Source organism: Sorangium sp. So ce1036 (assembly GCF_051369805.1).
Classification (GTDB): Bacteria; Myxococcota_A; Polyangia; order Polyangiales; family Polyangiaceae; genus Sorangium; species Sorangium cellulosum_F.
Window position 1 is genome coordinate 8,573,183 of sequence record NZ_JBBMOX010000001.1, and the last position, 13,110, is coordinate 8,586,292.

General features: G+C 70.1%; 14 protein-coding genes. 4 read left to right on the top strand and 10 right to left on the bottom strand.

Annotation, left to right across the window (positions count from 1 at the left end; genetic code table 11):
* Positions 1-43: 43 nt before the first annotated feature.
* The 9 genes from rpsS to rpsL form a co-directional block, all read right to left on the bottom strand.
* Complete coding sequence (gene rpsS / locus WMF31_RS32225; protein WP_129345504.1) at positions 44-340, bottom strand: 30S ribosomal protein S19; 297 nt, start codon at positions 338-340, stop codon at positions 44-46.
* 2 nt (positions 341-342) lie between these two features.
* Positions 343-1,173: a 50S ribosomal protein L2 gene (gene rplB / locus WMF31_RS32230; RefSeq protein WP_129345502.1), complete on the bottom strand. Its 831-nt coding sequence runs from the start codon at positions 1,171-1,173 to the stop codon at positions 343-345.
* Between the two features lie 2 nt (positions 1,174-1,175).
* Positions 1,176-1,472, bottom strand: coding sequence for a 50S ribosomal protein L23 (locus WMF31_RS32235; RefSeq protein ID WP_129345500.1), 297 nt, complete (start codon positions 1,470-1,472; stop codon positions 1,176-1,178).
* Positions 1,473-1,487: 15 nt separating this feature from the next.
* Positions 1,488-2,111: a 50S ribosomal protein L4 gene (gene rplD, locus WMF31_RS32240; RefSeq protein ID WP_129345498.1), complete on the bottom strand. Its 624-nt coding sequence runs from the start codon at positions 2,109-2,111 to the stop codon at positions 1,488-1,490.
* Positions 2,112-2,124: 13 nt separating this feature from the next.
* Entirely contained in the window at positions 2,125-2,436 is a 312-nt protein-coding gene (rpsJ, locus tag WMF31_RS32245; RefSeq protein ID WP_012233476.1) for a 30S ribosomal protein S10, read from the bottom strand.
* 10 nt (positions 2,437-2,446) lie between these two features.
* Complete coding sequence (gene tuf / locus WMF31_RS32250) at positions 2,447-3,637, bottom strand: elongation factor Tu (RefSeq protein ID WP_129345496.1); 1,191 nt, start codon at positions 3,635-3,637, stop codon at positions 2,447-2,449.
* Between the two features lie 9 nt (positions 3,638-3,646).
* Positions 3,647-5,761 (bottom strand): elongation factor G, encoded by a 2,115-nt coding sequence (gene fusA, locus WMF31_RS32255; protein WP_436605620.1) that lies wholly within the window; start codon positions 5,759-5,761, stop codon positions 3,647-3,649.
* A 302-nt stretch (positions 5,762-6,063) separates the two neighbouring features.
* On the bottom strand, positions 6,064-6,534 hold the full coding sequence (gene rpsG / locus WMF31_RS32260; protein ID WP_129345492.1) for a 30S ribosomal protein S7: 471 nt from the start codon (positions 6,532-6,534) through the stop codon (positions 6,064-6,066).
* Positions 6,535-6,564: 30 nt separating this feature from the next.
* Positions 6,565-6,963, bottom strand: coding sequence for a 30S ribosomal protein S12 (rpsL, locus tag WMF31_RS32265; protein ID WP_129356460.1), 399 nt, complete (start codon positions 6,961-6,963; stop codon positions 6,565-6,567).
* Between the two features lie 536 nt (positions 6,964-7,499).
* Between rpsL and WMF31_RS32270 the strand changes: the two genes are divergently transcribed.
* On the top strand, positions 7,500-8,090 hold the full coding sequence (locus tag WMF31_RS32270) for a hypothetical protein (protein WP_436605621.1): 591 nt from the start codon (positions 7,500-7,502) through the stop codon (positions 8,088-8,090).
* A gap of 32 nt (positions 8,091-8,122) precedes the next feature.
* Complete coding sequence (locus WMF31_RS32275) at positions 8,123-8,950, top strand: hypothetical protein (protein WP_129345488.1); 828 nt, start codon at positions 8,123-8,125, stop codon at positions 8,948-8,950.
* Between the two features lie 15 nt (positions 8,951-8,965).
* Here the strand turns inward: WMF31_RS32275 and ppk1 are convergent, their stop codons facing one another.
* A complete protein-coding gene (ppk1, locus tag WMF31_RS32280) occupies positions 8,966-11,359 on the bottom strand; it encodes a polyphosphate kinase 1 (protein WP_436605622.1) in 2,394 nt (797 codons plus the stop codon).
* A 43-nt stretch (positions 11,360-11,402) separates the two neighbouring features.
* On the opposite strand from ppk1, the gene panC reads away from it, so the two are divergent.
* Both panC and tmk read left to right on the top strand, forming a co-directional pair.
* Complete coding sequence (panC, locus tag WMF31_RS32285) at positions 11,403-12,296, top strand: pantoate--beta-alanine ligase (protein ID WP_436605623.1); 894 nt, start codon at positions 11,403-11,405, stop codon at positions 12,294-12,296.
* Entirely contained in the window at positions 12,293-12,994 is a 702-nt protein-coding gene (tmk, locus tag WMF31_RS32290; RefSeq protein WP_436605624.1) for a dTMP kinase, read from the top strand. Before panC ends, tmk begins: the two co-directional genes overlap by 4 nt.
* Positions 12,995-13,110: the final 116 nt, after the last annotated feature.

Below are 13,110 nucleotides of genomic sequence, written 5' to 3' on the forward strand. Positions count from 1 at the left end.
CCCGCCCGCCCGGGCTGGGTGCTACCGCGTGGACCGCGAGCGATCAGCGACCGCCGGGGCCCTTGCCGACCTTGGCCTTCTTGTCCCCGGAGTGGCCGTGGAACGTGCGCGTCGGCGCGAACTCGCCCAGCTTGTGGCCGACCATGTTCTCGGTCACGAACACCGGGACGAACTTCCTCCCGTTGTGCACGGCGAAGGTCAGGCCGACCGACTCGGGCAGGATCGTCGAGCGGCGCGACCACGTCTTGATGACCTTCTTGGCGTTGGTCGCCTGGGCCGCCTGGATCTTCTCCAGCAGGTGACCGTCGATGAAGGGCCCTTTCTTGATGCTCCTCGGCATGACTAACCCTTGGTCCCGCGCCGCCGGACGATCATGGCGTCGGTGCGCTTGTTGTTGCGTGTCTTGAGGCCCTTGGCGAGCTGCCCCCACGGCGAGCACGGATGACGCCCGCCGCTCGTCCGGCCCTCGCCACCGCCCATCGGATGGTCGACCGGGTTCATCGTGACGCCGCGGTTGTGCGGGCGGCGCCCGAGCCAGCGCGAGCGCCCGGCCTTGCCGAGGCTGATGTTCGCGTGCTCGGAGTTCGACACCTGCCCGATCGTGGCGCGGCAATCGAGGTGCACCTTGCGGATCTCGCCGCTCGGCAGGCGCACCTGCGCGTAGTCGCCGTCCTTCGCCATGAGCTGAGCGGCGACGCCGGCGGAGCGCACGAGCTGACCGCCCTTGCCCTTCTTGACCTCGACGTTGTGGATCGAGGTGCCCGGCGGGATGAAGCGCAGGGTCAGGCTGTTGCCCGGCTTGATGTCCGCGTTCCGGCTCGCGAGCAGCGTCGCGCCCACCGCGAGCCCGTCGGGCGCGAGGATGTAGCGCTTCTCGCCGTCCACGTAGTGCAAGAGCGCGATCCGCGCCGTCCGGTTCGGATCGTACTCGATCGCCGCGACCTTCGCCGGGACACCGATCTTGTCACGCCGGAAGTCGATGACCCGGTAGCGCTGCTTGTGGCCGCCGCCGCGGAACCGCGACGTGATCCGGCCGTTGTTGTTCCGGCCGCCGGTCGACGTCTGCTGCTCGAGGAGCGACCGTTCGGGCTCCGTCTTCGTGATGTCCTTGAAGTCGCTGACCGAGTAGAAGCGCCGCGCGGGCGAGGTCGGCTTGAAGGATCTGATTCCCATGGCTATTCCGCCTTCTCGTCGAAGAACTGGATCTCGTCGCCCTCCTTGAGGGTGACGATCGCCTTCTTCCAATTGCGCAGCTTCGCGTAGCCGCGCCCCATACGCTTTTCCTTGCCGCGCATGATCAGGGTGTTCACATCCACCACGCCCACCTTGAAGAGCGTCTGGATGGCGTCCTTGATCTGGATCTTGTTCGCCTCGCGGCGAACCTCAAAAATGACCTTGTTGCCTTGGTCGCGGAGCCGGCTCGACTTCTCCGTGAGGATGATGGGCCGGCGGATGATCTGCTCGGGCTGCATGGCGGTCTCCCCTGACTAGCGAAGGCAACGCGCCTCGAGCGCCTTGGCGGCATCCTTCGAGACGATGAGGTGGTCGTGCCTGAGGAGGTCGTAGACGTTGACCCCCTCCGGCGGCAAGTACTGGTGATTCTCCAGGTTGCGGAGGCTCTTCACCAGCTTCTCGTTCCCCGCCGTGTCGACGACGAGCGACTTCCGATCCGCCTGCAGCGTCGAGAGCGTCGCGGCGATCGCCTTGGTCTTGATCTCGGGGACCTCCAGGCTCTCGAGCACGATGAGCCTGCCCTCCTTGGCGAACAGGGAGAGCGCGCTCTTCAGGGCGCCGATGCGCACCTTGCGCGGCGGACGGTACGACCAGTCCTTCGGCTCCAGGGCGTGGGCCATGCCGCCGCCCGCGTGGTGCGGCGCGCGGATCGAGCCCTGACGGGCCCGGCCGGTGCCCTTCTGGCGATAGAGCTTCTTCGAGGAGCCGGCGACCGCGCTCCGCTCCTTCGTGGCCTTGGTGCCTGCGCGGCGGGACGCGAGCTGCGCCTTCACCACCTCGTAGAAGAGGTGCTCCTTCACCTCGGTCCCGAAGACCTCGTCCGAGAGGTCGAGCTCGCCGACCTGCTCCCGCTTGAGGTTGTAAACGGTAACCTTCATGGTCCCTGGACTCCTAGCTCTTGATCTCGACGTCGACGCCGGCCGAAAGGTCGAGCTTCATCAGCGCGTCGAGGGTCTGCTGAGTCGGCTCGATGATGTCGAGAAGCCGCTTGTGCGTCCGGATCTCGAACTGCTCGCGCGACTTCTTGTCGACGTGGGGCCCCCGCAGCACCGTGTAGCGCCGGATCTCGGTGGGCAGCGGGATCGGTCCCGCGACGTGCGCCCCGGTCCGCTTCGCCGTCTCGACGATGTCGCTCGTCGACTTGTCGAGAAGCTGGTGGTCGAAGGCCTTGAGGCGAATCCGGATCTTGGTTGTATCAGCCATGGTGCTCTTCCTACGCGAGGATCTTGGTGACGACGCCCGCGCCCACGGTCTTGCCGCCCTCGCGGATGGCGAAGCGCATCTGCTCCTCCAGCGCGACCGGCGCGATGAGCTCGATCGTCATCGTGATGTTGTCGCCCGGCATCACCATCTTCACCCCCTCGGGCAGGTTCACCGTGCCGGTCACATCCGTGGTCCGGATGTAGAACTGCGGCCGGTAGTTGGTGAAGAACGGCGTATGGCGCCCGCCCTCCTCCTTCTTGAGGACGTACACCTCGCCGGTGAACTTCGTGTGCGGCGTGATCGACCCGGGCTTCGCCAGCACCTGGCCGCGCTCGATCTCCTCCTTCTCGACGCCGCGCAGGAGGCAGCCGACGTTGTCGCCCGCCTGCCCCTGATCGAGCAGCTTCCGGAACATCTCGACGCCGGTCACGACCGACTTCTTCGTGTCCTTGAAGCCGATGATCTGCACCTCGTCGCCGACCTTGATCACGCCGCGCTCGATGCGGCCCGTGGCCACCGTGCCGCGGCCCTTGATCGAGAACACGTCCTCGACCGCCATCAGGAACGGCTTGTCGATGTCGCGCACCGGCTCGGGGATGTAGCTGTCCAGCGCGTTGAGGAGCTCTTGGATCGTCTCCTCCCACTTCGGGTCGCCCTGCAGCGCCGGCAGCGACGCCCCGCGGACGACCGGCGCGTTGTCGCCGTCGAACTTGTACTTCGACAGGAGCTCGCGGACCTCCATCTCGACCAGGTCCAGCATCTCCGGGTCGTCCACCGCGTCGCACTTGTTCAGGAACACGACGATGTGGTTCAGGCCGACCTGCCGGGCGAGCAGCACGTGCTCGCGCGTCTGCGGCATCACGCTGTCGAGCGCCGACACGACCAGGATCGCGCCGTCCATCTGCGCCGCGCCCGTGATCATGTTCTTGATGTAGTCGGCGTGCCCGGGGCAGTCGACGTGCGCGTAGTGGCGCTTCTCCGACTCGTACTCCACGTGCGCGGCCGCGATGGTCACCGTCTTGGTCTCGTCACGGACCGTCCCGCCCTTCGCGATGTCGGCGTACGAGATCGCCTTCGCCAGCTGGCGCTTCGACTGCACCTTGACGAGCGCCGCCGTGAGCGTGGTCTTGCCGTGGTCGATGTGACCGATGGTGCCCACGTTCACGTGCGGCTTCGTACGAGTGAATTTCTCCTTGGCCATGGCGTATTTCTAACCTCGCTGCTTCGCGACGATCTCTTCCTGGATCGCTGCTGGGACCGGTGCGTAATGAGAGAACTGCATCGAATGGGTCGCGCGGCCCTGCGTCTTGGAACGGACGTCGGTCGCGTAACCGAACATGGTGGCGAGCGGGACCTCTGCGCGGATCACCCGGGTGTTCGCGCGCTGTCCCATGTCGAGGATGCGGCCGCGTCGTGCGTTCAGGTCGCCGATGACGTCGCCGAGGTAGTTCTCGGGCGACACGACCTCGACGGCCATGATCGGCTCGAGGAGCACGAGGCCCGCCTTCTTGGCGCCGTCCTGGAAGGCCATCGACGCGGCGACCTCGAACGCGGGGCCCGAGGAGTCCACCTCGTGGTAGCTGCCGAAGTGGAGCCGGACCTTGATGTCGACGACGGGGTAGCCCGCGAGCACGCCGCGGCCCATCGCCTCCCGGATGCCCTTCTCGATCGACGGGATGAACTCCTTCGGGATGACGCCGCCGACGATATCGTTCTCGAACACGAAGCCGGCGCCGCGCTCGGCGGGCTCCATGTCGATCTTCACGTGACCGAACTGGCCGTGCCCGCCCGACTGCCGGACGAAGCGGCCCTCCACGTCCGCCGCCTTCTTCGAGATGGTCTCGCGGTAGGCGACCTCGGGCTTGCCGACGTTGGCGTCGACCCTGAACTCGCGCTTCAGGCGGTCGACGATGATCTCGAGGTGGAGCTCGCCCATCCCGGCGATGATCGTCTGCCCCGTGTCCTCGTTCGTGTAGGTGCGGAACGACGGGTCCTCGTAGGCGAGCTTCTGCAGGCTGACCCCGAGCTTGTCGAGGTCGGCCTTGGTCTTCGGCTCGATCGCGATGGAGATCACGGGGTCGGGGAACTCCATCCGCTCCAGCACGATCGGGTGCTTCTCCTCGCAGAGCGTGTCCCCGGTACGGGTGTCGCGGAGGCCGACGGCCGCGTAGATGTTGCCCGCGTAGCAGACGTCGATCTCCTCGCGCTTGTTCGCGTGCATCCGGAGGATGCGGCCGAACCGCTCCCTCTTCCCGCGCGTCGAGTTGAGCACGCTGACGCCGCTCCTCGTCGTGCCGGAGTAGACGCGGAAGAAGGTGAGGTTGCCGAACTGATCGTTCATGATCTTGAACGCCAGCGCCGCGAACGGCTCGTCATCGCTCGTCTTGCGCGAGACGACCTTGTCCTTGTTGTCGGGCAGCGTCCCCTCGATGGCCGGGATGTCGACCGGTGACGGCAGGTAGTTCACCACGCTGTCGAGCAGGAGCTGGATCCCCTTGTTCTTGAAGGCCGAGCCGCACAGGACCGGGACGATCTTGAAGCCCAGGGTGCCCGCGCGGAGCGCGGCGTGGATCTCCTCCTCGGTGATCTGGTCGACGTCCCCGGCGATGAACTTCTCCATCACCTGGTCGCTCGAGTCGGCGCACGCCTCGACGAGCTTCTCCCTGAGCTCCTTGCAGCGCGGCAGGAGATCGTCCGGGATCGCCGTCCACTCGTAGCGCTGGCCCTTCGTCTCCTCGTCGAAGACGGCGGCCCGCATCGTCACGAGGTCGATGACGCCCCGGAACGAGTCCTCGGCGCCGAGCGGATAGTGGATGGCCACGGGGTTCGCGCCGAGCCGCTCGCGGATGGAGTCGACGCACATGTCGAAGTCGGCGCCCACCTTGTCCATCTTGTTGATGAACGCGATCCGCGGGACCCCGTACTTGTCCGCCTGGCGCCAGACCGTCTCGCTCTGCGGCTCGACGCCGTTGCCGCCGTCGAACACCGCCACCGCGCCGTCGAGCACGCGCAGGCAGCGCTCGACCTCGATGGTGAAGTCGACGTGCCCGGGCGTGTCGATGATGTTGATCCGGTGGGAGACGCCCTTCTGGGGCCCCTGCTCCGGAGACCAGAAGCAGTTCGTCGCTGCGGACGTGATGGTGATGCCGCGCTCCTGCTCCTGGACCATCCAGTCCATCGTGGCCGCGCCCTCGTGGACCTCACCGAGCTTGTAGTTGACACCCGAGTAATAAAGGATGCGCTCCGAGCAGGTCGTCTTGCCCGCGTCGATGTGGGCCATGATCCCGATGTTGCGCGTCCGTTCCAGGCTGTACTCGCGTGCCACTGTTCCTTCTCCGTTGGTGCGATGCGTGGGGTGAGCGTTTCGGTCTCAGGATGCAAAACACCCTCTCCAGCCCGGCCCGCCTCCGTGTGGCGTGCGCTTGAACCTGGAGAGGGTGTCGGGGTACAGCAGCAGCTCTTTGGATCACGAAGCGGAGCGCCATCGCGCTCCCTCGAGATCGGCCCTGTAACCCGATCCTTATGTCGACGTTGCCATCTCGCTCTACGCGTTTCCTCGCCTGGGCGGTGGGACGTGAAATGAACGAGCCAGCGCAGACCCTGGATCTGCGCTGGCGCGCTCGCGACCTACCATCGATAGTGAGCGAAGGCCTTGTTGGCCTCGGCCATCTTGTGCGTGTCGTCGCGCTTCTTGACCGCGTTGCCGCGGTTCTGCGCCGCGTCGACGAGCTCGGCGGCGAGCCGCTCGCGCATCGTCTTCTCGCCGCGGCCGCGCGAGTAGGTCACGAGCCAGCGCATCGCCAGCGCGACGCGCCGCTCGGGCCGGACCTCGACGGGGACCTGATAGGTCGCGCCGCCGACGCGCCGGCTCTTGACCTCGAGCTTCGGCTTCACGTTGTCGAGCGCCTTCCGGAAGACGTCGATCGGCTCCTCCTTGAAGCGGTCGCGCACGATGTCGAACGCACCGTAGAGGATCCCCTCGGCAGTCGCCTTCTTGCCCGACAGCATCAGGGAGTTCGTGAACTTGGCGACGAGCTTGTCCTTGTACTTCGGGTCCGGAATGATCTTCCGCTTCGGGACTTCGCGACGACGGGGCATCTTCGTTCCTCTGCTCGGCTGGGCGCCCGATCAGGCCTTGGGGCGCTTCACGCCGTACTTCGAGCGCTTGCGGTTGCGGTTCGCCTTGTTGGTGGAGCTGGGCCCGGCAGCGCCGGACGCGTCGAGCGTGCCACGGACGACGTGGTAGCGGACGCCCGGCAGGTCCTTCACGCGGCCGCCCCGGATGAGGACGACCGAGTGCTCCTGCAGGTTGTGCCCCTCGCCCGGGATGTAGCTCGTCACTTCCATCTGATTGCTCAGCCTGACGCGGCACACCTTGCGGAGCGCCGAGTTAGGCTTCTTGGGCGTCGTGGTATAGACGCGGACGCACACGCCTCGCCGCTGCGGGCAGGACTTGAGCGCAGGAGAGGCCGTCTTGTAGCGGGCGGCCTCGCGGCCTTGGCGGATGAGCTGGCTGATGGTCGGCATAGTGACGCAGATTTCCCCCTGAGGGATGGGGACGCGCAGGATACCCAGGAGCAGGTGCATGTCAAGCGGGGACAACACCGGTTCGTGGTGGATTCGGTCCGCGCACCCTGAACGAGACGCCCACGCATGGCAAGCGGCGAATGCATACGCCGCGGGCGGCCCTTGGCGGCCCGGCTGCTGTTCGGTACGGTCGCTGCGTGGCGAAGAAGCTTTCACGCGCCCAGCGCAAGGAAAGCCGGCGAAAGGCGCCGCGCGTGGGTGTTGCAGCGGCGACATCGGCCCGCGAGGGCCGCGTGGACACGGCGGCCCCCGCGCCGTCGTCCCGGAGTCATCCGGACGGCGGGGACCCGGGGACGACACCGACGGCAGAGCGGGCCGCAGGGGCGCGCCCTGACCGCGCAGCGAGCCGCGGAGACGCCGCGCTCGCCGCGCCGGCGCGCGCCGGCGCGGCCAGGGGCGCGCAGCCCGCACGCTCGCGAGGGAGCGGGAGCGCGCGGGCGAAAAGGAACGAGAAGCCGCGGAGAGACCGCGCGCTCGTGCTCTTCCTGGGCCTCGTGGCGCTCGCCGCCGTGATCGTGTACGCCGCGCAATCTCCCCGCTCCCGGGAGCGCGCGGAGGCCGAGCCCGAGAGCGCGGCGCCGGCGTCGCAGCAACGGGCTGCCCCGGAGCCGACCAGCGCGACGCCCGCCGCGCCGCCGGGGCCTCCGGTCGACGTGTCACCGCCCACGATCGTCACGGCCGAAGCGGCCGCGGGTGCGCCGGCCAGCGCCGCCGCCACGCAGCGCCCGGCAGCCAGCGCCGCCGCCGCGCAGCGCCCGGCAGCCAGCGCCGCCGCCGCGCAGCGCCCGGCAGCGAGCGCCGCCGCCGCGCAGCGCCCGGCGGCGAGCGCCGCCGCCGCGCAGCGCCCGGCGGCGAGCGCCGCCGCCACGCAGCGCCCGGCGGCGAGCGCCGCCGCCACGCAGCGCGCCGCGGCCGCACCGCCGGCGACGCCTGCGACCGCCGAGGACCCAGCGGCGGCACCGCCGGAGGCAGCGCCGCCGTCGGATCTGACGGATCCTCCCGCGACGAAGCCTCCCGCACCGACGCCCGAGCCGGCCTCGAAGCCCGCCGAGACCCCCTACGAGTGACCGAGATCGCCGCGATGATAAGGACGTCCGAGATGCTTCGCTTGATCGCTCTGTCCGGCGCCGCCCGAACGCCGCGCAGCTCACCGCCGTCCGGCCGACGGGCGGGCGCTCTGTCGCTCGGCGTCGCGCTGGCCGGCCTCCTCGCCGCGACGACGGCGGTCGCGCAACCAGCCCCGCCGCAGCAGCCTTCCGCGCAGCCGCCCGCGACGCCGCCGGCCGTCGCGCCGCAGCCGCCCGCGGGCGCCGCCGCGCCCCAGCCCGCGCCTCACGGCCCCGTCGCGCCGCCCTATCCTGCGCCCCCACCGGGCCCCGGGGTCGCTCCGCCGGCTGCGCCAGGCTACCCCCCGCCGCCGGGCTATCCCGGCGGCTACGCTCCCTATGGCCAGGGCGGCTACGCTCCCTATGGCCAGGGCGGCTACGCTCCCCATGGCGGCGCCTACTATCCGCCGCCGCCAGGCTACTACCCTTACCCTCCGGCGCCGGAGCTCCCGCCCGCGTCGCCCCCCGTTTCCATGCAGCGGAGGAGCCCGAGCATGATGGTGGGCGGCATCGCGCTCGCCGCAGGCGGCGCCATCGGGTTCTTCGCCGGGACCGCCCTGCTCGCCTCCGCGAGCCAGCGGTACGAGATCTACTGCGATTACGGCGGCTACACGAGCGTCTGCGATCGGCTCACCGACGAGCCCCGTCAGGTCGCCGGCGTGCTCGTGTCCGTGGCGGGCGGCATCATGCTCGCCGTGGGCATTCCGCTCTGGGTCATCGGCGGCAAGAAGGTGCCCGTCAAGAGCGAGGAGACCAGGGCGGAGAGCCAGGCCACGCTCTCGCTCGGCCCCGGGTCCGCCGCGCTCACCGTGCGCTTCTGAGGCGCTCCCCTCGCCTCAGGGGAGCCCCTTCTTCTTCTTCGCGGTCTTGCGGTGGCGCGACTCCCCGTCGCTCGGGCTCACGGGCACGCGGAGGATGTGGAACCGCCCGCCGCCGCGCGCCAGCGGATCGCTGAGCTTCACCCGCTCGCGCGCGAGCTCGATGAAGCGCTGCTGCGACCGCACCGCCGGGGCGCCGGGGCTCAGCGCGAGCTTGTGATAGCCGCCGTCGCTCGCGAGCTCCCACGTCTTCACCGTGTCCGAGATCGTGGTGTTCAGGATGTCGTTCACGCGCGCGCGGACGGATGAGTCGAGGATCGGGATCATCACCTCGACGCGACGATGGAAGTTGCGCGGCATCCAGTCCGCGCTCGACATGTAGATCTCCTCGTTGCCGCCGTTCGCGAACCGGAACAGGCGCTTGTGCTCGAGGAAGCGGTCGATGACCGCGCGCACCTGGATCCGCTCCGAGAGCCCCGGGATGCCCGGCCGGAGGCAGCAGATGCCGCGCACCGCGAGCTTGATGTCGACCCCCGCCTGCGACGCCGCGTAGAGCGCGTCGATGACGTCGACGTCCACGAGCGCGTTCATCTGCGCCACGATCTCCGCCTTGCGCCCCGCCCGCGCGTGCGCCGCCTCGCGCGCGATGAAGCCCAGCACCGCCTCGTGCAGGCCGAGCGGCGCCACCAGGAGGCGGTTCCACTTCGGCGGCGCGCTGTAACCCGTCAGCAGGTTGAAGAACGACGTCATGTCCTCGCCGATCTCCCGGTTCACCGTGAACAGGCCGATGTCCGTGTAGATCCGCGCGGTCTGAGGGTTGTAGTTGCCCGTCGAGAGGTGCACGTACCGGCGCAGCCTGTCCTTCTCGCGCCGCACCACGAGCAGCGCCTTCGCGTGCGTCTTCAGCCCCAGGAGGCCGTAGATGACCTGCACGCCGCTCCGCTCGAGCGTCCTCGCCCACTGGATGTTGCTCGCCTCGTCGAACCGCGCCTTCAGCTCGACGATCGCCGTCACCTGCTTCCCGCTCTCGGCCGCGCGCGCGAGCGCCTTCAGGATCGGCGAGTCGCCGCCGGTCCGGTAGAGCGTCTGCTTGATCGCGAGGACGTTCGGGTCGTCGGCCGCGCGGGAGACGAACTCGGCGACGGGGTCGAACGACTCGTACGGGTGATGCAGCAGCACGTCCTGCTCCCGGATGACGGCGAAGATGTCCTCGACGTCCCGGAACACGGGCGGGACCTGCGGCGAGAACGGCTCGTCGCGGTACTCGCGGCGCTCGTCGTCCGCCACGATCCCCATGAGGTCGGCGATGTGGAGCGGCCCCGACACCCGGTACACGGCCAGCGACGAGTCGACGTTGAGCGCGCGGCAGAGCCGCTGGACCGAGGCGCCCACCCCCCCCTCGCCGACGCCGATCTCCACGCGCACGGCGTTGCCGCGATCGCGCCGGCGGAGCTCCGCCTGGATCGTCTCCAGGAGATCCTCGCCCTCTTCCTCGTCGATCTCGAGATCCCAGTTGCGGGTGACGCGGAAAGGATACGTCCCGCGCAGCCGCCCCGAGGGGAAGAAGTCCTTCACATGCCGGGCGATCACGTCCTCGAGCAGGACGAACGCGCGCGCCGCGCCGTCCACGCGGACCCGCATCAGCCGGCTCAGCATCGGCGGCACCTGGATGACCGCGAAGCCCGGCTCCTGCGCCTCGTGCTCCCGGGAGAACATGATCCCGAGGTTGATCATCTTGTTGCGCAGGTGCGGGAACGGGTGCCCCGGATCGATCGCGAGCGGCGTGAGGATCGGGAAGATCTCCGTACGGAACCGCTCATCCAGCGCGCTGAGCTCGGCCGGCTCGAGCTCGTCCGGGCGGACGATCACGATGCCGGCGCGCTGGAGGGCCGGGATCAGATCCGCGCTCCACAGCCGGTAGGCCTCGTCGACGAGCGCATGAACCCGCCCGCTGATCGCCACGAGCTGCTCGTGCGGCGTGAGCCCGTCCGGCGGGACCTCCGCGATCGTGCGCTGCGTCTGCGCCTGGAGGCCCGCGACGCGCACCATGAAGAACTCGTCGAGGTTGGAGAAAAAGATGCCCAGGAACTTGAGGCGCTCGAACAGCGGCACCTCGGGCGAGCTCGCCTCCGCGAGCACCCGCGCGTTGAACTCGAGCCACGAGAGCTCCCGGTTCAGGTAATGCGCCGGATCGCCCTCGGCCGGCAGGGGCGCCGGGGCGGGCGGGATCGACGCCGGGCCGCTCGCGGGCGGGATCGACGCCGGGCCGCTCGCGGGCGCGACGCTCGCCCCGGACCTCGAGCCGGCCGGCTCGCTCGAGCCGGCGCCGGGCCTGGACGCGTGCGCGGGCTCCGCGTCGTTGCCGTGACCGGTGGCGAGGGCGCCGTCGGAGGTGGAGGGCAGGTCAACCATGGTCGAAGCTCCGATTTTAGCCGAGGTCTGGTAGGTTCGGCCCATGGAATTCTGGCGACAACCCGACGAGCTCAGGCGGTCGTGCGAGCGCGCGCGGCAGGCCGGACGCCGCGTCGGCCTCGTCCCGACGATGGGCGCGCTCCACGCAGGACACCTCGCCTTGATCGCGGAGGCGCGGCGGAGGGCCGACTTTGTCGCGGTCTCCGTCTTCGTCAACCCGACGCAGTTCGGCGCGGGCGAGGATCTCGCGCGCTACCCGCGGACGCTCGATCGCGACCTCGCCGCCTGCCGGGAGGCCGGCGCGTCCGGGGTGTTCGCGCCCGAGGCCGCGGCGATGTACCCGCCCGGCGAGGAGACGCGCGTGCGCGTCGGCGCGACCGCCGCCCCGCTGTGCGGCGCCCACCGGCCCGCGCACTTCGAGGGCGTCGCCACCGTGGTCACGAAGCTGTTCGCGCTCGCCGGCCCGTGCGTCGCCGTGTTCGGCCGGAAGGACTACCAGCAGCTCCAGGTGATCCGGCGGCTCGCCGCCGATCTGTTCCTGCCCGTCGAGGTCGTCGGGGCGACGACGGTGCGCGAGCCCGACGGCCTCGCCATGTCGTCGCGCAACGCCTACCTGTCGCCCGAGCAGCGGAGCGCGGCGCGCGCCATCCCGCTCGCCCTCACCGAGGCGTGCCGCGCCTTCGCGCGCGGCGAGCGGCGCGCCGCCGCGCTCCTGGGGCCCGCGCGCGCGCGCCTCGCGGCCGTCGCGTCGAGCATCGATTACGTCGACCTGGCCGATCCGGGATCGCTGGCGATCTGGAGCGATGAGGCCGAGATCGGCGGCCGGGCGCTCCTGGCCGTCGCCATCCGCCTCGGGGCGGCGCGCCTCATCGACAACGTCGTGCTCGGCGAGGACGCCCCGCCCATCGCGGGCGCGGCGGAGGGGGCGCTGACATGACGCGGAGCTCGGCAGAGGACCTCCCCGCGCCGTCGTCGCGCCCCTCGGCGGGGTCCGGCCGCGGCGCGTTCGTCGTGTTCGAGGGCATCGACGGCGCCGGCACGAGCACGCAGGCCGAGCGCTACGCGGCGCACCTCAGGGCGGCGCGGCGCCTCGTCCACGTCACGCGCGAGCCGAGCGGCGGGCCCGTGGGCGCGCTCCTCCGCCTGATGCTGACCCACCGGGTCTCGCTGCCGGGCGCCCGGCAGGCCGAGGTGATGGCGCTGCTCTTCTCCGCCGACCGCCTCGACCACCTCGGGGCCGAGATCGAGCCGCTCCTCCGGGACGGCTACGTCGTGATCTCGGACCGCTACGACCTGTCGAGCCTCGCGTACCAGTCGACGACGGCGGCCGACGGAGCGGAGGATCGCGGGGAGATCCTCCGGTGGATCCGGGAGCTCAACCGCCACGCCCGGAGGCCCGACGTCACGGTGGTGATCGACGTGGCGCCGGAGCTCGCCGAGCAGCGCCGCCGCGGCCGCGGGGGGGCGGAGGAGCTGTTCGAGCAGACCGAGCTGCAGGCGCGGCTCGCCGAGGCGTACCGGCGCGCGGAGGAGCTCGTGCCGGGGGATCGCGTCATCCATGTCGACGGGGGCGGCGCGGTCGAGGAGGTCTCGCGCGCGATCATCGCGGCGCTCGCGCCGATCGTGGAGCGGTGAACGAGCCCGGGCGACGCGGCGTCCCCGCGGCGCCCTAACACTCCTGCGGGAAGTTGCCCCGGATCAGCAGAAGAACCGCCATGGCGCCAACGACGCCAAGGAGAGAGGGGAAGGGG